The sequence below is a fragment of the Thiohalobacter sp. IOR34 genome (assembly GCF_030406045.1).
Classification (GTDB): Bacteria; Pseudomonadota; Gammaproteobacteria; order Thiohalobacterales; family Thiohalobacteraceae.
On the sequence record NZ_CP128988.1, the window covers coordinates 244,206 to 268,110 of the forward strand.

At 68.5% G+C, this 23,905-nt stretch carries 19 protein-coding genes; 13 read left to right on the top strand and 6 right to left on the bottom strand.

Annotated features, from left to right (window positions below):
* The first annotated feature begins 16 nt into the window (after positions 1-16).
* The 6 genes from QVG61_RS01215 to QVG61_RS01240 all read left to right on the top strand — a co-directional run bounded on the left by QVG61_RS01215 (position 17) and on the right by QVG61_RS01240 (position 9,710).
* Positions 17-2,473 carry a heavy metal translocating P-type ATPase gene (locus QVG61_RS01215; protein ID WP_289931492.1) on the top strand — a complete coding sequence of 819 codons (2,457 nt, stop codon included), beginning with the start codon at positions 17-19 and terminating at the stop codon, positions 2,471-2,473.
* Between the two features lie 667 nt (positions 2,474-3,140).
* Complete coding sequence (gene ccoS / locus QVG61_RS01220; RefSeq protein WP_289931493.1) at positions 3,141-3,359, top strand: cbb3-type cytochrome oxidase assembly protein CcoS; 219 nt, start codon at positions 3,141-3,143, stop codon at positions 3,357-3,359.
* Positions 3,360-4,179: 820 nt separating this feature from the next.
* Positions 4,180-5,037, top strand: a complete 858-nt coding sequence (locus QVG61_RS01225) for a phosphate/phosphite/phosphonate ABC transporter substrate-binding protein (RefSeq protein WP_289931494.1) — start codon at positions 4,180-4,182, stop codon at positions 5,035-5,037.
* Between the two features lie 2 nt (positions 5,038-5,039).
* Positions 5,040-6,785, top strand: coding sequence for a PAS domain S-box protein (locus tag QVG61_RS01230; RefSeq protein WP_289931495.1), 1,746 nt, complete (start codon positions 5,040-5,042; stop codon positions 6,783-6,785).
* Entirely contained in the window at positions 6,778-7,422 is a 645-nt protein-coding gene (locus QVG61_RS01235) for a response regulator transcription factor (RefSeq protein ID WP_289931496.1), read from the top strand. Before QVG61_RS01230 ends, QVG61_RS01235 begins: the two co-directional genes overlap by 8 nt.
* A 164-nt stretch (positions 7,423-7,586) precedes the next feature.
* Complete coding sequence (locus QVG61_RS01240; protein WP_289931497.1) at positions 7,587-9,710, top strand: 5'-nucleotidase C-terminal domain-containing protein; 2,124 nt, start codon at positions 7,587-7,589, stop codon at positions 9,708-9,710.
* Positions 9,711-9,803: 93 nt separating this feature from the next.
* On the opposite strand, the gene rpoH is transcribed toward QVG61_RS01240, so the two are convergent.
* The 5 genes from rpoH to ftsY all read right to left on the bottom strand — a co-directional run bounded on the left by rpoH (position 9,804) and on the right by ftsY (position 15,238).
* On the bottom strand, positions 9,804-10,673 hold the full coding sequence (gene rpoH, locus QVG61_RS01245) for an RNA polymerase sigma factor RpoH (RefSeq protein ID WP_289931498.1): 870 nt from the start codon (positions 10,671-10,673) through the stop codon (positions 9,804-9,806).
* Positions 10,674-10,784: 111 nt separating this feature from the next.
* On the bottom strand, positions 10,785-12,098 hold the full coding sequence (locus tag QVG61_RS01250; protein WP_289931499.1) for a diguanylate cyclase: 1,314 nt from the start codon (positions 12,096-12,098) through the stop codon (positions 10,785-10,787).
* A 365-nt stretch (positions 12,099-12,463) separates the two neighbouring features.
* Complete coding sequence (gene ftsX / locus QVG61_RS01255; protein WP_289931500.1) at positions 12,464-13,480, bottom strand: permease-like cell division protein FtsX; 1,017 nt, start codon at positions 13,478-13,480, stop codon at positions 12,464-12,466.
* Positions 13,477-14,145 carry a cell division ATP-binding protein FtsE gene (gene ftsE, locus QVG61_RS01260; RefSeq protein ID WP_289931501.1) on the bottom strand — a complete coding sequence of 223 codons (669 nt, stop codon included), beginning with the start codon at positions 14,143-14,145 and terminating at the stop codon, positions 13,477-13,479. The genes ftsX and ftsE overlap by 4 nt, the downstream gene beginning before the upstream one ends.
* A gap of 31 nt (positions 14,146-14,176) precedes the next feature.
* Complete coding sequence (ftsY, locus tag QVG61_RS01265) at positions 14,177-15,238, bottom strand: signal recognition particle-docking protein FtsY (protein ID WP_354671196.1); 1,062 nt, start codon at positions 15,236-15,238, stop codon at positions 14,177-14,179.
* Positions 15,239-15,589: 351 nt separating this feature from the next.
* Between ftsY and QVG61_RS01270 the strand changes: the two genes are divergently transcribed.
* The 7 genes from QVG61_RS01270 (at position 15,590) to ggt (ending at position 22,598) form a co-directional block, all read left to right on the top strand.
* Positions 15,590-16,978: a pitrilysin family protein gene (locus QVG61_RS01270; RefSeq protein WP_289931503.1), complete on the top strand. Its 1,389-nt coding sequence runs from the start codon at positions 15,590-15,592 to the stop codon at positions 16,976-16,978.
* Positions 16,968-18,296 carry a pitrilysin family protein gene (locus QVG61_RS01275; RefSeq protein WP_289931504.1) on the top strand — a complete coding sequence of 443 codons (1,329 nt, stop codon included), beginning with the start codon at positions 16,968-16,970 and terminating at the stop codon, positions 18,294-18,296. Before QVG61_RS01270 ends, QVG61_RS01275 begins: the two co-directional genes overlap by 11 nt.
* A 409-nt stretch (positions 18,297-18,705) precedes the next feature.
* Entirely contained in the window at positions 18,706-19,299 is a 594-nt protein-coding gene (locus QVG61_RS01280) for a lamin tail domain-containing protein (protein ID WP_289931505.1), read from the top strand.
* 73 nt (positions 19,300-19,372) lie between these two features.
* Positions 19,373-19,978 (top strand): 16S rRNA (guanine(966)-N(2))-methyltransferase RsmD, encoded by a 606-nt coding sequence (gene rsmD, locus QVG61_RS01285; protein ID WP_289931507.1) that lies wholly within the window; start codon positions 19,373-19,375, stop codon positions 19,976-19,978.
* 45 nt (positions 19,979-20,023) lie between these two features.
* Positions 20,024-20,503: a pantetheine-phosphate adenylyltransferase gene (coaD, locus tag QVG61_RS01290; RefSeq protein WP_289931508.1), complete on the top strand. Its 480-nt coding sequence runs from the start codon at positions 20,024-20,026 to the stop codon at positions 20,501-20,503.
* A gap of 59 nt (positions 20,504-20,562) precedes the next feature.
* Positions 20,563-20,817, top strand: coding sequence for a YfhL family 4Fe-4S dicluster ferredoxin (locus tag QVG61_RS01295; protein ID WP_289931509.1), 255 nt, complete (start codon positions 20,563-20,565; stop codon positions 20,815-20,817).
* 86 nt (positions 20,818-20,903) lie between these two features.
* Positions 20,904-22,598 carry a gamma-glutamyltransferase gene (gene ggt, locus QVG61_RS01300; RefSeq protein WP_289931510.1) on the top strand — a complete coding sequence of 565 codons (1,695 nt, stop codon included), beginning with the start codon at positions 20,904-20,906 and terminating at the stop codon, positions 22,596-22,598.
* Positions 22,599-23,008: 410 nt separating this feature from the next.
* Here the strand turns inward: ggt and mutM are convergent, their stop codons facing one another.
* Positions 23,009-23,824, bottom strand: coding sequence for a bifunctional DNA-formamidopyrimidine glycosylase/DNA-(apurinic or apyrimidinic site) lyase (gene mutM / locus QVG61_RS01305; protein WP_289931511.1), 816 nt, complete (start codon positions 23,822-23,824; stop codon positions 23,009-23,011).
* Between the last annotated feature and the right edge of the window lie 81 nt (positions 23,825-23,905).

The window sequence follows — 23,905 nt, forward strand, 5'->3', positions numbered from 1 at the left end:
ATCCCTGTTCCACTTCATGAGCGAAGCCGATCCCACTACCGAAGCCGCCTCCCAGCCGGCCTGTTTCCATTGCGGCCTGCCGGTGCCCAAGGGAGCACCCTACCAGGCGGTGATCGACGGCCAGCCCCGGCCGATGTGCTGCCCTGGCTGCCAGGCGGTGGCGGAGAGCATCGTCGCCGCCGGTCTCGGCGATTTCTACCGCCACCGCGAGGGGCCGGCGCGCACCGTGCAGGAGCTGGTGCCGGAGGCGCTGCGCGAGATGGCGCTGTACGACCAGCCGGAGCTGCAGAAGAGCTTCGTCCATGCCGAGGCCGGTAGCGTGCGCGAGGCCTCGCTGATCCTCGAGGGCATCACCTGCGCCGCCTGCGTCTGGCTCAACGAGCGCCACGTCGGGGCCCTGCCAGGGGTACTCAGCTTCCAGGTCAACTATTCCACCCACCGGGCACGGGTGCGCTGGGACGACAGCCGCATCCATCTCAGCGACATCCTCAAGGCGATCAGTGCCATCGGCTACATCGCCCACCCTTTCGATCCGGGCCGCCAGGAGGCGGTCTACAAGAAGGAGCGGGGTCAGGCCCTGCGCCGGATCGGCGTCGCCGCGCTGGGGACCATGCAGGTGATGATGATCGCGGTCGGCCTCTACGCCGGCGATTATCAGGGCATGGATCCCGAACTGCGCGAGTTCCTGCGCTGGGTGAGCCTGCTGATCGCCCTGCCGGTGGTGCTCTATTCGGCCCGGCCCTTCTTCCAGAGTGCCTGGCGCGACCTGCGCCGCCGCCGCCCCGGGATGGACGTGCCGGTGGCCCTGGCCATCGGCGGCGCCTTCCTGGCCAGCGCCTACAACACCCTGACCGGGGGGGCGGAGGTCTACTACGACTCGGTCACCATGTTCACCTTCTTCCTGCTCACCGGCCGCTACCTGGAGATGAGCGCCCGCCACCGCGCCGGCCAGGCGGCCGAGGAGCTGGTGCGGCTGATGCCGGCCACCGCCACCCGCATTGCCGAGGACGGCAGTGAGGAGCGGGTCGCGGCGGTCCAGCTGGAACCGGGCGACCGGGTGCTGGTGCGGCCCGGCGAGACGGTGCCGGCCGACGGCCGGGTGCTGGAGGGGCAGAGTTCGGTCGACGAGTCGCTGCTCAGCGGTGAGAGCCTGCCCCAGCCCTGCGCCCCGGGCCAGCCGCTGATCGGCGGCACGGTGAACATCGAGAGTCCGCTGCTGATGCAGGTGGAGAAGGTCGGCGAGGACACCGTGCTTTCCGCCATCGTGCGCCTGCTGGACCGCGCCCAGACCGAGAAGCCCCGGGTGGCGCGTCTCGCCGACCGGGTGGCCGGCTGGTTCGTCGTCGCCCTGCTGCTGCTGGCCGCGGCGGTGGCCTGGTACTGGTGGCGGACCGATCCCGCGCATGCCTTCGCCATCACCCTCTCGGTGCTGGTGGTGACCTGCCCCTGCGCCCTGTCACTGGCCACCCCGGTGGCGGTGACTGCGGCCACCGGCGCCCTGACCCGGCTCGGCCTGTTGACCACCCGCAGCCATGCCCTGGAGACCCTGGCGCGGGTCAGTCACATGGTCTTCGACAAGACCGGCACCCTTACCGAGGGCCGCCTGCAGCTGGTCCGGGTGCAACGTCTGGGACAGCTCACCCGGGACCGCTGCCTGGCCATCGCCGCGGCCCTGGAACAGGGCTCGGAGCATCCCCTGGCACGCGCCCTGGTGCGTGAGAGCGAGGTGCGGCTGGCCGCGCTGGAGGTGCGTGCCGTGCCCGGCGAGGGGGTCGAGGGCGAGGTGCAGGGGCGGCGTTACCGTATCGGCAGCCGGGAATTCGCCCTCGGCCTCGGCGGCCGCAGCCGGCCGCTGCCGGCCGCTCTGGAAGAGGAGACCGGCACCCTGGTGTTCCTCGCCGACGGCCGCGGGCTGCTGGCCGTCTTCGTCTTCGAGGACCGGATGCGGCCCGGTGCACAGCAGGCGCTGCAGGCGCTGCGCGAGCTGGGTATCGAGGTCAGCCTGCTGAGCGGCGACGCGGAGCGCCCGGTGCGGCGGGTGGCCCGGGCCCTGGATATCGAGCATGCGGTCAGCGGGCTCAAGCCGCAGCAGAAGCTGGCCCATCTGAAGGCGCTGCAGGCGCAGGGGGCGGTGGTCGCCATGGTCGGCGACGGGGTCAACGACGCGCCGGTGCTGGCCGGTGCCCAGGTGTCGATCGCCATGGGCGGGGGCACCCAGCTTGCCGCCTCGGCTGCGGACATGGTGCTGCTCTCCGAGCAGCTGCCGCACCTGGCCGACGGCGTGCGCACCGCCCGGCGCACCCTGAGCGTGATCCGCCAGAACCTGGGCTGGGCCGCAGTCTACAACCTGTGCGCCGTGCCGCTGGCGGTGGCCGGCTGGGTCGCGCCCTGGATGGCGGCGATCGGCATGTCCCTGAGCTCCCTGCTGGTGGTCCTGAATTCGCTGCGCCTGCGGCGCATCCCCGGCCAGTGATACACTAGCCCGGATATTGCGCCGAGGCGGCGCGCATGATCGGAGTGCAGACAGACATACAAGGCCGGGAGGCTCGCAAATGGCTCCTCACGGCGGGGTACGGTTTGTGGCAGGCTCCGTGGGCCGGGGTGGCAGGATGGCGGGTACCCCTTGCGCCTCGAACGCGGCCTGGAGACCACTCCTACGACAACATATTGTGCCGCCATGCTCCGTAGGAGCGGCCTCCAGGCCGCGATGGGGGTTGCCACCAAAATCGCGGCGTGGAGGCCGCTCCTACAGGGTAGGGCGGAACCTCTTGTTTTGTAGGAGCGGTCTCCAGGCCGCGATCGGGGAGATCCACGGCGGGCAATGCCCGGGGTCAATCGAACAGGCACAAACTGTAACAGGGCACAATCGCTCGCATAGATGATCACTGCCTTGATAAATACCGGAAAAATTACGCTTTCAAGGCCGCCTTCGTGCAATATCCGGGCTAGCAGGGCAGGCTGTTGAAAAAGTCTCTGGCGAGTGCGAGACAAGGCAAAAAATGGCGAAAAAGCGCAGTTTACTTGGCCGTAAATGAGCATTTTGAGCCATTTTTTAACGCCGTATCGTGCCGTCAGAGGGTTTTTCAACAGCCTGCCAGGACCTTAGCCGGGCCGCTGCCCGCAAACCAGGAAACACCCACATGGATATCCTCTATCTTCTCATCCCCCTGGCGCTGGTGCTGCTGGTGATCGCGGTCGCGGCCTTCGTCTGGGCCTCGCGCAGCGGCCAGTTCGAGGATCTCGAAGGGCCGGCCTACCGTATCCTGATGGACGACGACGATCCGCGGATTCCGCGCAGCGGCCCGGCGGAGGGCGAGTCCGCTGCCGGTGAGGAGGACTTGAAGCCGCCCCGCCCTTAGCATAAGATTAAGCTAATACTGCCTAAAAATTACAGGACAATTCGATGTTTAGCTTCCAGAATTTTCCGGTCGTGATCGTCATTGCGCTGGTGACCCTGGCCTATCTGAGCTTCTTCTCGGTCATCCTGAGCGGCTAGCCCGGATATTGCACCAAGGCGGCGCGCATGAATGGGGTTCGTGCTGTAATACAGGGACGCCATGGCCATGAAAAAGGCCCCCTGGGCGGGTTACGGTTTGTGCCTATTCGAGTTCAGACCAAATCTGGCGTCGCATTTTGCCCGATCCCCCTTGAACCATAGCTACGGCTATGCTTCGGCGGGCGATCGAACAAACTGCTTGGTCAGATTTGCCCTGAAACTCGAATCCTTCGTGCAATATCCGGGCTAGTCCGGCCGGCCATGGCATGGACGGGGGCCTCCCCACGGGGAGGCCTTTTCGCATGCCGGACAGGGAATGACGGCCGCCATGCAGGCGTCCTAACCCGCATATTGCACCAAGGCGGCTGGCATGAATGGGGCTCGAGCTGTCATACAAGGGCGCCATGACCATGAAAGGCCCGCCTGGGCGGGTTACGGTTTGTGCCTGTTCGATGTCAGGCCGACTCTGGCTGCGCATCCTGGGTGATCCTCCTCAAGCCATAGCGACGGCTATGACTTTTCGGACGATCACCCAGGCTGCCTTGCCAGCCTCGCCCTGAGCATCGAATCCTTGGTGCAATATCCGGGCTAACGACAACGGCCGGTGCTCGTGGAGGGGCGGCGCCGGTTGCCAGGGAAGGGTTCGGGGGAGGACGGTCTTGCCTATGCCAGCAGCCAGCTTCATGCACCGGTCCCGGGGTGCCGGCCGCGGGCGCCGTCTGCTGCCGGTCCTCCTGCTTGCATTCCTCCTCGGCGGGGCGGAGGCGGCGGAGCCGGAGCGGACGCGGCTGGTGTTCGGTTTCCTCCCCATCGTCAGCCCGGAACGCCTGGTGCGCCGTTTCGCCCCCCTGGTGGATCATCTCTCGCAGCGTCTGGGCGTCGAGGTGCGCCTGGAGACGGCGCCCGATTTCGCCGAGTTCCTGCGCCGCACCCACGAGGAGCAGCGCTACGATCTGCTCTTCACCGCCCCCCATTTCTATCCGCTGGCCCGGGAGCGGGCCGGTTACCGGGCACTGGTCCGGGTCGGCGGGCCCGGCATGCGGGCGGTGATCGTGGTGCCGCGCCAGAGCGCCATCCGCTCGCTGCAGGACCTGCGCGGCCGGCGCCTGGCCACGGTCGACCCACTGGGGCTGGCCACGGCGCTGGTGCGTGCCCGCCTGTCGCGCGCGGGGCTGGATCCGCAACGCGATCTGACGCTGGTCAGCACGCCGAGTCACAACGCCTCGCTGTTGAGCGCCTACCAGGGACGCACCGACGCCGCCTCGCTCATGCTGCCCCTCTATCGCCAGGCAGTGCCCGAGGTGCGCGACGGGATGCGCATCCTGGCCACCACCGCGGCCAGCCAGCACATGCCGATCAGCGCAGCGCCCTGGCTCGACGCGGCCGAGGTCGAGCGTATCCGCGGGTTGTTGCTGGGACTGGGGGCGGACGAAGCGGGGCGCCGCCTGCTGCGCCGCCTCGACTGGCCGGCCCTGGTGCCGGTCGCGGACGGTGATTATGCCGACCTCGGCTGGGCGGCTCCCCGCCTGGGGCGTCCCTGAGCATGGCGGTGCCACTGCTGCGTTCCCTGCGCACCCGGCTCATCGCCAGCGTGGTGCTGATCGAGATCGTCATGCTCTCGCTGCTGGTCTGGAACAACATGAGCCTGATTCGCCAGGCCCATGCCGACCGGCTGCGGGACACGGCGGCCAGCATGTTGCAGCAGATCGCCAGCACCGCTGGCAGCTACCTGGTGGAGGTGGACTACGCGCGGCTGGAGGAATATCTGGGCAACATCGCCGGCCATCCGGAACTCGCCTATCTGGCCGTGCTGGACGGCGACCAGCGGCCGGTGGTGCGATTCGGTGAGCTGCCCGTCGGCGGCTGGCCGGAGGCGGACCGCCACCCTGCCGCCGTGGACGACGGGCGCTATGACCGGGTGGCCGAGATCCGCTTCGCGGGGCGGGGCATGGGCCAGGTACGGATGGGCTTTTCGCTGGCCCGGATGGAGCAGGCGATCCAGGCGGCGCGCATGCGCAGCGTGGCCATCGCCGGTGGCGAGATCGTGCTCACCGTGCTGGCGACGGTGCTGCTCGGGCTGGGGTTGACCCACCGCCTCGGCCAGCTCGCCGCCGCGGCCCAGCGGGTCGGGGCCGGCGACTACGGTGTCACCGTGCCCACCGGCGTGAAGGACGAGGTCGGCATGACCGCGGCGGCCTTCAACCGCATGGTGGCGGAGGTCTCGCAGCGTACCTGCCGCCTGCAGGAGGCCCTGGCGCGGGAACGGGTCATCGAGCAGACCGCCATCGACGGCATGATCACTTACGATGCCAGCGGTCGCATCCTGTCGGTGAATCCCGCCATGGAGGCGCTGTTCGGCTACCGTGGTCAGGAGCTGCTCGGCCGTAACGTGGCCCTGCTGCTGGAGGCAGAGGCGGGGGCGGCGCTGTGGAACCGCGCCACGGGCCGCCGCCAGGAACTCCAGGGTCGGCGCCGGGACGGCAGCCGCTTCCCGCTGGAGCTCTATATCGGCCAGGTGGATGTCCGCGGTGAGCCGCTCTATGCCGCCACCCTGCACGACATCACCGAGCGCAAGCGGGCGGAAAACGAGTGCCGGACCCTGCTCCAGGGCAACCGCTTCCTGATCCACAAGTCGCTGGCTGTGCAGGAGGAGGAGCGCCGCCACCTGGCGCGCGAGCTGCACGACGAGCTCGGCCAGTGCACCACCGCCATCCAGGCGGATGCCGAACTCATCCATGAACGTGCCCAGGGGGGAGACGGTCAGGTGGCGGCCAGCGCCGCGGCCATCATCGGCGTCTCGGCGCGCATGTACGATGTGGTGCATTCGATGATGCGCCGTCTGCGGCCGACCGTGCTCGACGACCTGGGACTGGTCGCTGCCCTGGAGGAGGCGGTGCAGGACTGGCGACAGCGTCAGCCGGAGATCGGCCTGGAGTTCACCAGCCGCGGTGAACTCGGCGATCTCGGCGAGGCGGTCAACATCTCCCTGTACCGCATCGTCCAAGAGGGGCTCACCAATATCGCCCGGCATGCCGGGGCGCGGCGGGTCGGCATCCGCCTGAGCCGCGAGCTCGAGGCCGGCCGGTCGCTGGTGCGGCTGGAGATCGAGGACGACGGCTGCGGCATGGAACCCCAGGCAACCGGTCAGGGGCTGGGGCTGATCGGCATGCGCGAGCGGGTCGAAGCGCTGCACGGCAGCCTGGAGCTGGTATCCAGCCCCGCTGCGGGCACGGCCATCCGGGTGCGCATCCCGCTGACGGAAGAAGAAGGAGATCGCGGTCATGGTTGAGGGGCGCATCCGGGTGCTGCTGGTGGACGATCACGAGGTGGTGCGGGCCGGCTACCGGCGCCTGTTCGAGGGCACGGAGGATATCGAGGTGGTGGCCGAGGCCGACAGTGGCGAGGCGGCCTATGCCTGCTATCTGGAGTGCCAGCCCGGGGTCGTGGTGATGGATCTGAGCATGCCGGGGATCGGTGGCATGGATGCCAGCCGGCGCATCCTGGCCCGCGACAAGGCGGCCCGCATCCTGGTGTTCAGCGTGCACGAGAACGAGATCTATCTGAACCGCGCCCTGGATCAGGGCATCCTCGGTTACATCTCCAAGCGCAGTGCCTCGCGGGTGATGCTGGAGGCGGTGCGCCAGGTGGCCCGGGGCGAGCTGTTCATCGGCCAGGAGCTGCTGCCCTTCCTGGTCAACCGCAACGCCTCGGAGGATGGCAGCCGGGTCGGCGGTCTGTCGCCACGCGAGTTCGAGGTCTTCCGGCTACGCGCCGAGGGCCGCTCGGTCAACGACATCGCCGTCCTGCTCAACGTCAGCCCCAAGACCGTCGGTCACCACAATACCCGGATCAAGCAGAAACTGGGCGTGGACAGTGCCGCCGAGCTGACCCGGCTGGCCATCCGCCTCGGCCTCATCACCCCCTGAGCCGCCCCGGCCCCGGCCCCGGATCAGGTTTCCTCCCGGGGGCGATTCAGGATTTTCCCTATTCTCCGTCTCCCGGCCCTGCGCTTAGGCTGGCAGCTGCCCGCTTGGGCAGGCTGCGATCGATGCAGCAGACATCGAAAGCGAGACATCCTGAGGAGGAAACGATGAACAAGCTATTTGATCCGGCGCGGGCCGGGCGTGGCACGCTGCTGGCCCTGGCGCTGGCGGCGGGCAGTGCCCCGGCGCTGGCCGACAGCCGCATCACCCTGATCGAGATGGGTGACCTGCACGGCACCCTGGTGCCCCATGCCGCCGTGCTCAAGAATCCCGACGGCAGCGAGCGCATGGTGGCGAGCAGCGGCGGCCTGGCGCGGCTGAAGACCCTGGTCGACGACATCCGTGCCGACAATCCCGAGGCCGTGCTGCTGTCCTGCGGTGACCTGACCCACGGCAGTGCCGAGGCCATGTTCACCGTCGGTGACGCGATGATGAACGCCATCAACGCCTTCGACATCGACGTCTTCACTCCGGGTAACTGGGACTTCGGCTACGGCGCGGCGGTGTTCCGCAACCGCTTCGCCAGCCGGCCGCCCTTCCCGCCGCTGCCGGCGAACATCCAGGTGATGGCCTCGGCCGACGGCGTGCCCGGTGTCACCCGGGCCGCCTTTCCGGTGGTGGCCGCCAACCTGTACAACGATCCCGCCCTGCCGTTGCCGCCGCAGCTGGACGGCAAGCGGATCCTGGATCCGTACCGCATCCTGGAGCGTGACGGCGTGAAGATCGCCGTGATCGGCCTGACCGCGGCCATCGTTCCCCAGCAGGCCGACACCTTCAACATCGGCCTGCGCTTCACCCAGGGGGTCGAGGAACTGCCGGGCCTGCTGGAGGAAGTCAAGGCGGCCGGTGCCGACATCATCGTGGTGCAGTCGGAACTCGGCATGTCGCAGAACCTGAAGCTTGCCGAGAGCTTCCCCGACATCGATGTCATGTATTCGGCCCACACCCACGAGGTCACCCTGGGTGCCCTGCTGGCCGGCAACGGCAAGTCGGTGCGCACCACCCCCGGTGAGCGCCTCAGCCACAGAGAGCGCCGCATGCTGCGCCGCGGTGCCGCCATCGTGGTGGAGACCAACCGCGACATGTATGTCGGCCGTCTCGACCTGACCGTGGACGACGGGCGGATCGTGGACTTCACCTGGGAGGCGATCCCGGTGGACGAATCGGTGGCCGAGGATCCGGACATGGCCGCACTGGTGGCCTCCATCGAGGAAGACTTCGTGGCCGGTGAGGACGGCATCGTCAAGCGCCACAGCTTCCTGCCGGGCGGTTTCGGCGGCGACCCCAGCCTGCGCGGTCTGCAGCTGGTCGACGACCTGGATACCGTGGTCGGCTACACCGATACCCTGCTGCTCAGGCATCATGTGCTGGAGGACACGCTGAACAACTTCCTGGCCGATGCCATCCGCGCGGTGACCAGCCCGGTGGTCGCGGCCAGCGGCATGCCCGGCTGGGAGAACGGCGTGGACATCTCCATGGCCAACGGCTTCCGCTTCGGCAATGCGGTCCTGCCCGGCAGCGCCATCACCCTGCGTGATCTCTACACCTGGTTCCCGATTGCCCCGGCGGTCAACGTGGCCGACTTCTCCGGCCAGTCGATCCAGAACAGCCTGGAGACCATTCTCGGCGCCGTGTTCAACCGCAATCCCTTCCTGCAGCGCGGCGGCTGGTATCTGGGCCTGTCCAACATGACCCAGAAGATCGACCTCGACAACCGCCCGTTCAGCAGCTCCAGCGGGCGCATCGTCGAGACCACGGTCGGTGGCCAGCGGCTGGATCCGGGCCGGCGTTATGTGTTCGCCTCCTGCTATGGCCACGGCAACCCGCTGGACGAGGTGTGCCGGACCGGCGGCGGGGCCAACTTCCGCTTCTTCGAGCTGGCCGATCCCGACGACTACAACAGCGCCCTCAGCCTGGTGATGCCGGTCAACGAGACGGGCATCATCCGCGGGCCGGTGGTCAAGCAGGTGGCGCCGGACAACTTCCTGCATCCGGTGCATGCCCTGCGTCGCTATCTCGACAGCCTGCCGGACCGCACCGTGCACGAGGCCGATTTCGGCGTGGGGCGCGTCCAGACCGTGGATTCCACCCGCGAGGGCAATCCGCCGGTGCCGCCGCCGGTGCCGGAGCCCGATCCGACCTTCGTGCAGCCGCCGCAGGGCGCGGGTCCGGTCTTCCTGTCCGGCGTGCTCGGTGGCCGAGAAGGTCAGCGTCGGCACCATCACGACTAGGGCGGCCCCGGGCCGCAAACGAAAAGGGGCGGTGCGTCTGGCGCACCGCCCCTTCCTTTTGGGTGGGTTCGATCGGCGTCGGGATGGCCGCTGTCAGGCCGCCATCGCCGCCTTCAGCTTCTTGATGGCATTGCCCTCCAGCTGGCGGATCCGCTCGGCGGAGACGCCATAGCGGTCGGCGAGCTCCTGCAGGGTGGTCTTGCTGTCGGCCAGCCAGCGCTCGGCGAGGATGGTACGGCTGCGTTCGTCCAGGGTCTGCAGTGCCTGGTGCAGGGCCTGGCTGTTGTGGTCCTCCCAGTCGCTGGCCTCGACCTGCAGGGCCGGGTCGGTGCCGCTGTCCTCGAGGTAGGCGGCGGGGGCGAAGCTGCGCCCGTCGTCGTCGCTGTCGTCGACCGCGGGGTCGAAGCCGATGTCCTGGCCGCTGAGCCGGGATTCCATCTCCCGTACCGTTTCCGGTTTCACCCCCAGATCCCTGGCGACCGCCTCGACCTCGGCGTTGTTCAGCCAGCCGAGGCGCTTCTTGGCGCCGCGCAGGTTGAAGAACAGCTTGCGCTGCGCCTTGGTGGTGGCCACCTTGACGATGCGCCAGTTGCGCAGGATGAACTCATGGATTTCGGCGCGGATCCAGTGCACGGCGAAGGAGACCAGGCGCACACCCACCCGTGGATCGAAGCGCTTCACCGCCTTCATCAGGCCGATGTTGCCCTCCTGGATCAGGTCGCCCAGGGGCAGGCCGTAGCCGCTGTAGCCTCGCGCCACGTGGACCACGAAGCGCAGGTGCGACAGCACCAGCTGGCGCGCCGCATCCAGGTCCTGGTGCTCGTGCAGGCGGGTGGCAAGCTCGTGCTCTTCCTCCGCCGTCAGCATCGGAATGCGGTTGACCTGCTGAATGTAACCGGTCAGATCGCCGCTCGGCAGCGGCAGGTTCTGCAGTGTTCCAGCCGTCGTCAGTGTCTGTGCCATGCTTGTGCCCTCCCCGTGAATTCCTTTTTCTTCATTCATGATATTAGCAGTCGAGCGATTAGAGTGCCAATTTTCGGGAAAAGTTCCGCGCCATATGCAATATTTTGAAAATTAACAGGATATGCGGTTTCTGCCGCCGTTCTTGGCGGCGTACAGGGCGTGATCGGCGCGCGAGAGCAGCCGGGTGAGGTCGAGATCGGGGCCTTGCTCGGTGGTGGCCACGCCAATGCTGACCGTGACCCGGTGGCCGGCCGGGTTGAGGGCCTCGATCTGATGGCGCAGATCCTCGGCGCGGCGCTGTGCCTCGTCCAGGCCGCAGCGCGGCAGGAGGATGGCGAACTCCTCGCCGCCGAAGCGGATCACCAGGGTGTCGTCGCGCAGCAGGCCACCGAGCAGCCGGCCGATGGTTTCCAGTACGCGGTCGCCGGTGATGTGCCCGTGGCGGTCGTTGAGCTGCTTGAAATGGTCGATGTCCAGCAGCAGGGCCGCCACCGGCTGATGTCGCCGGTCGGCGACGAACTGCTCGCCACGGTCCAGCAGGAAGCGCTTGTTGCGCACGCCGGTGAGGCTGTCGGTGATGCTCAGCTGATGCATCTCCTCCGTCTTGCGCTGCAGGGCGCAGAACTGTTGCTTGATCAGCAGCAGGGCGCGCAGCCGCGCCATGAGGATCTCGTCGACGATGGGCTTGTGCACGAAGTCGTTGGCCCCGGCGTGAAACACCCGGGCCTGGTGGTCGCTGCTGGTGTCCGTGGTCAGCATCAACACCGGCATTTCCTGCTGCGAATAGCGCAGCCGGACGCGGATGGCGCACAGCAGGTCGCCGCCGGTCATCGTCCCCTGCAGGTTGAAGTCGGTGATGACGATGTCGAAGCCGCTGTTGCAGCTGCAGCGCCCGGCGGCCTCCTGCTGCAGCCATTCGATGGCCTGTTCGGCGCTCGGCGTGTGGCTGACCGCGATGCCGTGATTCTCGATCAGGGCGCAGACCCGGCGGGCGTTCCAGGCATCGTTCTCCACATAGAGCACGCGGCCCGCCAGACCGGCATGACGCTGGTTGAAGGCCTTGATGAATTCGACGAAGGCCTGGTGGCCGAGGGACTTGTCGAAGTAATCGGTGATCCCGGCCTCGAAGCCCTCGCGCAGCAGGCGCTGGTCCGCATCCCCCGAGACCACCACCACCGGCGTGTGACGGTGCTGGCGGCTGCGGCGGATCCAGCGGCCCAGATCGAGGCCGTCCATGTCCGGCAGCATCAGCGCGGTGGTGATGAGTTCGAAGCGCTCCTGCTCCAGCCGTTCGATGGCCTCCCGGCCGCTGCCGCAGAGACTGATCCTGGCCTCCGGCAGCTCCTCGTCGAGGATGCGCCGGATGATGGTGCGGGCGACCTCCGAGCCGTCCACCACCAGGATTTGGTCAGGCGGTTTGAGCATGAATGATTCCCGAAGCCGATGACGAGGGGCCGCCCACCCGGGCAGGGCCGACGGCAGGGCGAGCGCGACCGCGCCGACTCGTCCTGCCGGTTTCCCCCTCGATAGCGGCAGGCGGGGGCGAAGGTTGAGCAGCTAGCCCGCATATTGCAGCAAGGATTCGAGTTTCAGGGCGAATCTGGCCAAGCAGTTTGTTCGATCGCCCGCGGATTCAGTTGCCGGGTTGATAACACCACGCCAATCGCGGTCTGGAGACCGCTCCTACAACACATTGTGCCGCCCTGCCCCGCAGGAGCGGCCTCCAGGCCGCGATACCCGCAGTCAATCGAACAGCCTGCACGCCGATCATGCGGCCCGCCTTGGTGCAATTAGACGGGCTCGATGGCCTGCAGATGGCGGCCGACCGCCAGCCAGGCGCCGAGCCAGCCGAGCAGGCTGCCGCCCAGCAGCAGGGCGAGGCTGCCGGCGATTCCCGGTGGCTGGAGCAGGAAGTCGCTCTGGTAGAGGCCGGCCAGCCGCTGCACCGGACCGCCGAGCAGCCCGAAGGCGAATTGCACCAGCAGCCAGGCCAGCAGGCCACCGATCAGGCCGTACCAGAGGCCGCTGTAGAGGAAGGGGCGGCGAATGAAGGCATCGGTGCCGCCGATCAGCTTGCAGACCTCGATCTCCTCGCGCCGGTTCTGGATGTCGAGGCGGATGGTGTTGCCGACGATCAGCAGCACCGCCAGCCCGAGCAGGCCGCCGACCACCAGGATGCCGCGCCGGCCGATCTCCATCAGTGCCTGGAAGCGCTTCACCCACTGCAGGTCGAGTTGCACCAGGTCGGTCTCCGCGAGGCCGCGCAGCTGTTCCACCAGGGCGGCAGCAGCAGTGGCGCCGCTGTGGGCGGGGGCGGGGCGGATCACCAGTACCGCCGGCAGGGGATTCTCGCCCAGGCTGTCCAGAGCCTCGCCGAAGCCGGACAGGCGGCGGAACTCGGCCAGGGCGTCGGCCCGGTGCAGGCTGTCCACGGCGGCGATCTGCGGCCAGGCGGCGAGCCGCCTGGCCAGGGCATCGGCCCCGGCGTCGCTGATCTCGGCCTTCAGGAACAGGGAGATGCTGGCGCCGCCGTCCCAGCCGCTGCCGAGGCGTTGCAGGTTGTCGAGCAGGCTGAGCAGGCCGGTCGGCAGGGCCAGGGCGATGCCGATCACCGCCGCGGTCATCAGGCTCGACAGCGGGGTCCGGTACAGCCGGCCGAGGCTCGCCAGCAGGGTCTGGGCATGCAGCCGCAGGTAGCCGCGCGGATCGAGGGCGGCCAGACGTGGCCCGTGTTGCCGCGAGGCCCCGGGGCCCGGGCGGGGTGGGGGCGGGGTGCGGCGCGCCGGGCGCCGGCGGGCCTGCTTCATGGGGTCCCTCCGTCATCCAGCAGACGGCCGTGGTCGAGGCGCAGGATGCGATGGCCGAGGCGGCCGATCAGCTCCAGGTCGTGACTGGCGATGAGGGTGGTGACGCCGACCTGGTTGAACTGTTCGAACAGCTGCATGATCTCGCGCGACAGCTCGGGGTCGAGGTTGCCGGTCGGCTCGTCGGCGAGCAGCAGCGGCGGCTTGTTGACCACCGCCCGGGCGATGCCGACCCGCTGCTGCTCACCGCCGGAGAGGGTGATGGGATTGGCCTTCTCCTTGTGCAGCAGGCCGACCTTGTCCAGGGCTGCGCGCACCCGTCGACCGGTCTCGCGCGGGCCGAGGCCGCTGATCACCAGCGGCAGGGCGACGTTGTCGAAGACCGTGCGGTCGAACAGCAGGCGGTGGTTCTGGAAGATGATGCCGATCTTGCGGCGCAGGAAGGGGATCTGGCGGCGACCGATCCGCGCCAGGTTCTGGCCGTCGATCAGGATCTGTCCGTGGCTGGGGCGTTCGATCAGGGCCAGCAGCTTGAGCAGGGTGCTCTTGCCGGCACCGGAATGGCCGGTGAGAAAGGCCATCTGCCCCGCCGGCAGGTGCAGGTTGAGACTGCGCAGGGCGTCCTGGCCGCCGGGGTAGCGTTTGCTGACGTCACTGAGGCGGATCATCTGTGGAGGTGGGTCGGTGCCGCCAGTGGCCTCAGGCGGCGTCCTGGTCGCCGGCCTCGCGGCTGAACAGGGCGTCGACGAACTCGTCGGCGTCGAACACGCGCAGATCCTCGATGCCCTCACCGACGCCGATGAAGCGGATCGGCACCCCCAGCCGCTTGGCGATGGCGAAGATGATGCCGCCCTTGGCGGTGCCGTCCAGCTTGGTCAGGGTGAGGCCGCTCAGGCCCACCGCCTGGTGGAATTCCAGGGCCTGGTTGAGGGCGTTCTGGCCGGTGCCGGCATCGACCACCAGCATCACCTCGTGCGGAGCCTGGGGGTCGATCTTGGTCAGCACCCGCTTGATCTTCTTCAGTTCTTCCATCAGGTTCGACTGGGTGTGCAGGCGGCCGGCGGTGTCGGCGATCAGCACGTCCATGTCACGCGCCCGCGCCGCCTGGAAGGCGTCGAAGATCACCGAGGCGGAGTCGGCGCCCTGCTGCTGGGCGATCACCGGGATGCCGTTGCGCTCGCCCCAGACCTGGAGCTGTTCCACCGCGGCGGCGCGGAAGGTGTCGCCGGCGGCCAGCATCACCCGCTTGCCCTCCTGTTGCAGCCGGTTCGCCAGCTTGCCGATGGTGGTGGTCTTGCCGACGCCGTTGACGCCGACCATCAGGATCACGAAGGGCCGGGTGTCGTCGGGGATCTGCAGCGGTACCGCGACCGGGCGCAGGATTTCCGCCATGTCCTCGCGCAGCGCCTGCATCAGTGCCTCGGCATCCTTCAGCTGCTTGCGCTCGACGCGGCGGGTGAGGTCCTCGATCACCGCCTGCGTGGCCTCCACGCCGACGTCGGCGATCAGCAGCTGGGTCTCCAGTTCCTCCAGCAGCTCGTCGTCGATCTGCCGCCGGCCGAGCAGCAGGCTGGCGATGCCCTCGGTCAGTCCGCTGCGGGTCTTGGCCAGTCCGTCCCTGAGGCGCGCAAACAGGCCGCGACGCGGCGTCGACTCGGCGGCCGCGTCCGTTTCCTCCGCCTGCGGGCGCCCGGCCTCGGTCGCCTCGGCCTGGGCCGGCTTCTGCGTCGGGTCGTCCTTCTTTCGTCCGAAACCAAAGATCATGGGTACTGTCATCAGGGCCTGTGAACACGATCCCAATGGGTTCTGCTGGGACTCTTTTTTCGTCCAGCAAGGCAGAATGAGCGAAATGTAGTCAATCTGCCTGAGCGAATGATAACGCCGCCGGACGGAAAAACAGCCCCAGCCCTCCGGGTTGCGCCTGAAAAAGCGCCACTCCGCGTTGCTCGTCGTTCATTTGGCGTCACCAAACCTCTCTCCTCGCGCCTTGATTGGCGCTTTTTCAGGTGCAACAGAGCCCATTGGGATCGTGTTCACAGGCCCTAGGAAAAATAGGGTGGCGCGCTTATCCTACCACCCGGCCCACAGCAACGTAAGGAAGGACGATATCCCATGACGCGCAGCGTTCAACGAATGGCCCTGCTGCTTGCAGGGTTGTGGCTCTGCGGTGCGGCCTGGGCCGGCTCCGCGGTGCACGAGTACCGCCTCGACAACGGACTGCGGCTGCTGGTCAAGGAGGATCACCGTGCGCCGGTGGTGGTGGCCCAGGTCTGGTACCGGGTCGGTTCCAGCTACGAGTACGACGGCATCACCGGTATCTCCCATGTGCTGGAGCACATGATGTTCAAGGGTACCGCCAAGCACGGGCCGGGCGAGTTCTCGCGCATCATCGCCGAGAACGGCGGGCGCGAGAATGCCTTCACCAGCCGCGACTACACCGCCTATTTCCAGCGTCTGGAGAAGGGCCGGCTGCCGGTGTCCTTCGAACTGGAGGCCGACCGCATGCGCAATCTGAAGCTCGACCAGGCGGAGTTCGCCAAGGAAGTGCGGGTGGTGATGGAGGAGCGGCGCATGCGCACCGAGGACAATGCCGAGGCGCTGACCTACGAGCAGTTCAATGCCACGGCCTTTCTGACCAGTCCCTATCGGATACCCACCATTGGCTGGATGGACGATCTGCAGAATCTGCGCCTGCAAGACCTGGAACGCTGGTATGCCATGTGGTATGCGCCGAACAATGCCACCCTGGTGGTGGCCGGCGACGTCGATCCCGAGGCGGTCTTCGAGTTGGCGAAGACCTACTACGGCCCGCTGCAGCCGAGCGAGATCGAACCGCTCAAGCCGCGCCGGGAGATCGAGCAGCGCGGCCTGCGGCGGATCCGGGTCAAGGCCCCGGCCGAGGTGCCCTATCTGATCATGGGCTACAAGGTGCCGGTGCTGCTGACCGCCGAGGCCGAGTGGGAACCCTATGCCCTGGAGGTGCTGGCCGGCATTCTCGATGGCGGCAACAGCGCCCGCCTGGCGCGTGAACTGGTGCGCGGCAGCCAGGTGGCGGCCAGCGCCGGTGCCGGCTACGACCTCTACGACCGCCAGCAGTCGTTGCTGCTGCTGGAGGGCACCCCGGCCAGCGGGCGCAGCATCGATGAGCTGGAGGCTGCACTGCGCCGCCAGGTGCAGCGGCTGCGCAGCAAGCCGGTGGCGGCGGACGAGCTGGAACGGGTCAAGGCGCAGGTGGTCGCCGACCAGGTCTACCAGCAGGACTCCGTGTTCTACCAGGCCATGCAGCTCGGCATGCTGGTCTCGGTCGGTCTCGACTGGCGTCTCGCCGAGCAGCATGTGGCGCGTATCCAGGCGGTGACGCCCGAGCAGGTGCAGGCGGTGGCCCGCAAGTATCTGGTCGACGACCGCCTGACGCTGGCGGTGCTGGACCCACAGCCGATGGATGCCGAATCACGCGCCAGGGCGCGTGCTGCGAAGGGAGGGGCAGGTCATGGCCACTAGAAAGACAGGCAAGGTGCGCGGGCTGGGTGCCGGACTTGCCCTGCTGTTGCTGCTGCTGGGGCAGGCCGCGCTGGCCATGGCGCCCATCCAGCACTGGCAGACGGCCAACGGGGCGCGGGTCTATTTCGTGCCGGCACCGGAGCTGCCGATGCTGGATATCCGCGTGGTATTCGATGCCGGCAGCGCCCGTGACGGTGACCGGCCGGGACTGGCCCGGCTGACCAGCAGCCTGCTCGACAGCGGTGCCGGGGGGCTCAGCGCCGACCAGATCGCCGAGCGCCTGGAGGGCGTCGGGGCCCGACTGGGCAGCGGGGCGCTGCGTGACATGGCCTGGGTGTCGCTGCGCAGTCTCAGTGATCCGCAGCGCCTCGATGCGGCACTGGCCGTGTTCACCAAGGTGCTGGCCGAGCCCGAGTTCCCGCCTGCCGACCTCGCCCGCGAGCGGGAACGCATGCTGGTGGGCCTCAAGCATGCGCTGCAGAGGCCGGGGGAGGTCGCCAGTCGTGCCTTCTATCGCGCCCTCTATGGCGACCACCCCTACGCCAGTCCGCCCTCGGGCACGCCGGAGAGCGTCAGGGCACTGCGTCGCGAACAGGTGCTGGATTTCTACCGGCGCTACTACGTGGCGCGCAACGCGGTGATCGCCATCGTCGGCGACCTCGATCGGGCCGCCGCCGAGCGCCTTGCCGCCTCCCTGGCCGGTCGCCTGGCCAGCGGCGAACGGGCCCCGCCGCTGCCGCAGGTCGCCGATCTGCTGACGGCACGCGAGGAGCGCATTCCGCATCCCTCGACCCAGGCCCATGTGCTGATGGGCCAGCCCGGTCTGCGACGCGGCGATCCCGACTACTTCGCCCTCTACGTCGGCAACTACATCCTCGGCGGCGGCGGGCTGGTGTCGCGCATCAGCGAGGAGATCCGCGAGAAACGCGGCCTGTCCTACAGCGCCTACAGCTACTTCATGCCCATGGCCCGGCGCGGTCCCTTCGTCCTCGGCCTGCAGACCCGCAGTGACCAGGCGGACGAGGCACTCAGCGTGCTGCGCGAGACCCTGCGCGGTTTCGTCGCCGAGGGGCCGACGGCCGCGGAGCTGGAGGCCGCCAAGAAGCACATCACCGGCGGTTATGCCCTGCGCATCGACAGCAACGGCAAGATCCTCGAATACCTTGCCATGATCGGCTTCTACGGCCTGCCGCTGGACTACCTGGAGACCTTCAATGCGCGGATCGAGGCGGTCGGCCTCGAACAGGTCCGCGACGCTTTCCGGCGCCGGGTGCAGCCGGCGCGGATGGTGACGGTGATCGTCGGTTCGGGTGACTGAGTGGCAGCTAGCCCGGATATTGCACGAAGGCGGTCTGCATGATCGGCATTGGGGCTGTTATACCCGGGGATCGCGGCCTGGAGGCCGCTCCTACGGGGCATGGCGGCACCCTGGTAGGAGCGGCCTCCAGGCCGCGATTGGCGTGGTGTTATTAACCCGTCAGAGGGTTTTTCAAACAGCCTGTTGGTCCGCCTGTTGCGCCAAAAGGCGGCCTGTATGAATGAAGGTTCCGTCAGAAAATTCTTACAGCATGCTTGGGGATTTTCCGATATCCGCCACCGCCGTCGCTGGCTAGACTCAAATTGTTCGCCCAAGGATTGGGTGGGCACCACAATCCAACGTCACGAGCCATCAGGGAGGATAATCGGCTATGGAACGGCTGACCCTTCGGCGCGCATTATGCGCGCCTTTGTTTTTCTGTCTACCCGCGGCTGCCAGCGCGCAGCTGCTGATCTCCGAGGTTTTCTACGATGCCAGCGGCGGTGATGCCGGCAAGGTGTTCGTCGAGCTGTTTGGCACACCGGGCATGGACCTCACCGGCCTGCTGCTGCAGGGCGTCAACGGCAACGACGGCAAGGTCTACCGCTCACTGAGCCTGAGCGGGGTGATCCCGGCGGACGGCGTGTTCGTCATCGCCGATGACGATGGCAGCGGCAGCACCAGGGTCGCCGGGGCCGATCTGGTCGCCGACATCGACCTGCAGAACGGGCCGGACAGCCTGCAGCTGCTCGACGGCGGCCGGCTGCTGGATGCCGTCGGCTACGGAGATTTCAGCGGCATGATCTTCGCCGGCCTGGGAGCGGCGGCCCCCGACGTTCCGGCCGGCAGCAGCCTGGCGCGGTTCGCCAACAGTGGTGATAACCTCGCCGACTTCCAGGTGCTGGCGACGCCGACGCCCGGGACCAGCAACCTGAGCGCGGTGCCGCTGCCGGCGGCCTTCTGGCTATTCGGTTCGGGGCTGGCCCTGCTCGGGGCACGGCTGCGATCGCGGTCCGCGCCCTGAAGGTTCCGCGTCCCGATTGACGGGCCATGCCCCAGGCCGGAAACTGGCCGCTTTGCGGCAACCCGGTAGCGGCATGGCCCGTCCTCGCGGCAGAAACCAGTTACGCATCATCGGCGGCGAGTGGCGCGGCCGGCGGTTGCCCTTTGCCGATGTGCCGGGGCTGCGCCCCACCCCGGACCGGGTGCGCGAGACGCTGTTCAACTGGCTGACGCCGCGCATCCATGGTGCCGCCTGCCTGGACCTGTTTGCGGGTAGCGGGGCGCTGGGCTTCGAGGCCGCGTCGCGCGGTGCCGCCCGGGTGGTGCTGGTGGAACGGCATCCGGCGGCCGTCGCCTGCCTGCGCGACAACCAGCAACGGCTCGGCTGCCCGCGCATCGAGGTGGTGGCCGCCGACGCCCTGACCTATCTGCAGGGTGAACCCCAACCCTTCGACGGCGTGTTCCTCGATCCACCCTTCGGCCAGGACTGGCTGCCGCGCTGCCTGGAGGCGCTGGCCGGCGGCTGGCTGGCGCCACGCGCCTGGCTCTACCTGGAGGCGGAGCGCAGCCTGTCGTCCGCGACACTCGCCGCCTGGTTGCCGGCGGGTTTCCATCTGCGGCGCAGCAAGGCCGCCGGCCAGGTCGGTTACCACCTGGCGGTGCGCGATGCGCCGGACGAGGGGGCGGGGCCGCCGGCCTGAGGCGCGGTGGTTCCCCCGCGCCGGTGCATCCCCCATAATGCTGGCATGAACGTCATCGCCGTCTATCCCGGCACCTTCGATCCCGTCACCAATGGCCATAGCGACCTGGTGCAGCGGGCCGCCCGGCTGTTCGACGGGGTGATCCTCGCGGTGGCCGCGAGCCCGGCCAAGGCGCCGGCCTTTCCGCTGGAGCAGCGGGTGGCGCTGGCACGGGAGGTGCTGGCCGGGTGCGACAATGTCGAGGTCTGCAGCTTCGATGGCCTGCTGGTCGACTTCGTGCGCAGCCGGAGTGCCCAGGTGATCCTCCGCGGCCTGCGTGCCGTGTCCGATTTCGAGTACGAATTCCAGCTTGCCAGCATGAACCGCCAGCTCGCGCCGGACATCGAGACCCTGTTCCTGACCCCGGCCGAGCAGTATGCCTATGTCTCTTCCAGCCTGGTGCGGGAGATTGCCGCCCTCGGCGGGGACGTCTCGCCCTTCGTCCATCCCCGGGTGATGGCTGCATTGCGCGCTCGGCTGAGCTAATATCGCAATTTGCTAATGTTTGACGGCCGGCCTGCCGGCCACCCTGACGGGAGAACCCCATGGCCTTGATCATCACTGATGAATGCATCAACTGCGACGTCTGCGAGCCCGAGTGCCCGAACGGCGCCATCTACCAGGGTGACGAGATCTACGAGATCGATCCTGACCTGTGCACCGAGTGCGTCGGACACTACGAAACCTCGCAGTGTGTCGAGGTCTGTCCGGTCGACTGCATCATCATCGACCCGGACCGCACCGAGACCGAGGAGGAGCTGCGCGCCAAGTACGAGCGCATCACCAGCGAATCCGCCTGAGTCGGCCTCTCCGGCCGACAGGGCCCCGTGAGGGGCCCTTTTGCTTTATGCTGCCGCTGTTTTCCTCCACCACGAGGCGTTCCGTCATGCGTCAGCCACGCCTTTTCACCGCCGTTCTCGCAGGCTGGCTGTTGCTTGCCAGCCTTCCCCTCGCCGCCGCCTCGCCACCCCGGGCCGCCGTTGCCAGTGCCCATCCACTGGCCACCCGGGCCGGCCTGGAGATCCTCGCCGCCGGCGGCAACGCCTTCGATGCGGCGGTGGCGGTCAGTGCCGCGCTGGCGGTGGTCGAGCCCTACAGCTCGGGGCTGGGCGGGGGTGGTTTCTGGCTGCTGCACCGGGCGCGGGACGGCTTCGAGGTCATGGTCGACGGCCGCGAGCGGGCGCCGCTGGCGGCCCGGCGCAACATGTTCCTCGATGCCGAGGGACGGCCGGTGCCCGGGCTGTCGATGGACGGTCCGCTGGCCGCCGGCATCCCCGGCGAGCCGGCCGCCCTGGCCCACATCGCCGCCCGCTATGGCCGCCTGGGCCTGGCGCGTGACCTGGCGCCGGCGATCCGCCTGGCCCGTGAGGGCTTTGCCGTGGATGGTCACTACCGGCGCCTGGCCGGCTTCCGGCGCGACGTGCTGCGCCGCTTCCCTGCCGCCGCGGCCCGGTTCCTGATCGCTGGCGAGGTGCCGCCGGAAGGGCACATCATCCGTCAGCCGGATCTGGCCCGCACCCTGGAGGCGCTGGCCAGCCGGGGGCACGAGGGGTTCTATGGCGGCGCGCTGGCGCGGCGCCTGGTCGAGGGGGTGCGCGCCGCCGGCGGTATCTGGACCCTGCGCGACCTGGCCGAATACCGGGTGGTGGAGCGCGAGCCGCTGCGTGGGGAGTACCGGGGCATCCGCGTCACCAGCGCTGCACCGCCGTCCTCGGGCGGGGTCGCCCTGATCACCCTGCTCAACATCCTCGCCGGCTACGACCTGGCTGCATTGGACGAGGCGGGCCGCGTCCATCTGCTGGTGGAGGCCATGCGCCGCGCCTACCGCGACCGCGCCCAGTACCTGGGCGACCCCGATTTCGTCGACATGCCGCTCGAGCGCCTTACCCATCCCTTCTATGCGGCCGGCCTGCGCGCCGCCATCCGTCTCGACCGGGCCCTGCCGAGCAGCCTGCTGGCGCCGGTGGCGCCGCCACGCGAGGGGCCGCACACCACGCACTTCTCCATCCTCGACACCGAGGGCAACCGGGTCGCCGCCACCCTGTCCATCAACTACCCTTTCGGCTCCGGCTTTCTGGTGCCGGGCACCGGGGTGCTGCTGAACGACGAGATGGACGACTTCTCGATCAAGCCGGGGGTGCCCAACGTCTATGGCCTGGTCGGCGCCGAGGCCAATGCCATCGCCCCCGGCAAGCGCATGCTCTCCAGCATGACCCCGACCTTCCTCGACGACGGGGAGCGGCTGGCCATCCTCGGCACCCCCGGCGGCAGCCGGATCATCAGCATGGTGCTGCTCGCCACCCTGGAGTTCGCCGCCGGCCGCGAGCCGGCCGCCTGGGTGGCGCGGCCGCGCTTCCATCACCAGTATCTGCCGGATGCCATCCAGTTCGAGCCCGGCGCCCTGGCGCCGGCGCTGCAGCGGCGGCTGGAGGCCATGGGCCACCGCCTGCGGCCGCTGGACGCCCCCTACGGCAACATGCAGGCCGTGCTCTGGGATCGGCGGAACGGGCGGGTGCTGGCCGCCAGCGATCCGCGCGGGGTGGGGGCGGCGCGGCTAGCAGCCTGTCGGACTCAGGACTGATCTACTGCGCGGGTGGGAGAGCGGCCCGAATCTTCACGATTTCTCGTTGCGTAGTGCCCACTATGCGCCTCGAAATCGTGAAGATTCGTTCTCGTTCTCCCACCCTGCTCGCTACGATCGCCTAAGTCCGACAGGCTGCTAGCCCGGATATTGCACCAAGCCGGTCCGCATGATCGGCGTGCAGGCTGGTAAACGGATCGGGAACGCGTAACCCGGCTTTTGTCTGTTCGATTGGCCCCGGGCATTGCCCGCCGTGGATTCCCCGATCGCGGCCTGGAGACCGCTCCTACGACAACACATTGTGCCGCCATGCTCCGTAGGAGCGGTCTCCAGGCCGCGATCCCCGGCGGGTCCGGCCAGGCCATCATCCGGGGCCGGATGCAATATCCGGGCAGGGCCCGCGCCGCGGTTCAGCGCTGACAGCGGGGACAGTAGAAGGTGGAACGCTGGGCGAGTCGGGTCTCGCGGATCGGCGTGCCGCAGCGGGGGCAGGGCCGGCCGCCGCGGCCATAGACCCGCAAGGTCTGCTGGAAATAGCCGGGCCGGCCGTCGCCGTCGACGAAGTCGCGCAGGGTGGTGCCGCCGGCGGCGATGGCCGCGGTCAGCACTTCGCGGATGGCGTCTGCCAGACGCCGGTAGCGTTGTTGCCCGATGCGTCCGGCCGGCCGCGCCGGATGGATGCCGGCCAGGAACAGTGCCTCGTTGGCGTAGATGTTGCCGACCCCGACCACCACCTTGCTGTCCATGATGAAGGGTTTCACCGCCAGTCGCCGGCCGCGCGAGCGCCGGTAGAGATAGTCGCCGTCGAAATCCGGGCCCAGGGGTTCGGGGCCGAGGCCAGCCAGCAGCCGGTGGCGTTCCGGCGGCCGCCGTGTCCAGAGCACGGTGCCGAAGCGGCGCGGGTCGGTGAAGCGCAGGCAGCGACCGTCGTCCAGGGCGATGTCCAGGTGATCGTGGGGGCCGGGCGGGGCATCGCAGGGCAGCAGCCGCAGCGAACCGGACATCCCCAGATGGAGGATGACCGTTCCCGCCGTGCTCTCCAGCAGCAGGTACTTGCCGCGGCGGCGCAGTTCCCCGAGGCGCTGGCCCGGCAGTTCGCGCTCCAGGGCACGGGGCACCGGCCAGCGCAGGCGCCGCTGGCGGACTGTCACGCTGCGCACCCGTCGTCCCGCCAGATGCGGGGCCAGTCCGCGACGGGTGGTTTCGACTTCGGGCAGTTCGGGCATGGGCCCTCCTTCCTGAAAAAGAGGGGCTATTGTGGTGGTCGGCGGCGGATGAGTACAGCCGGGCGGCGCTGTTACAATGGC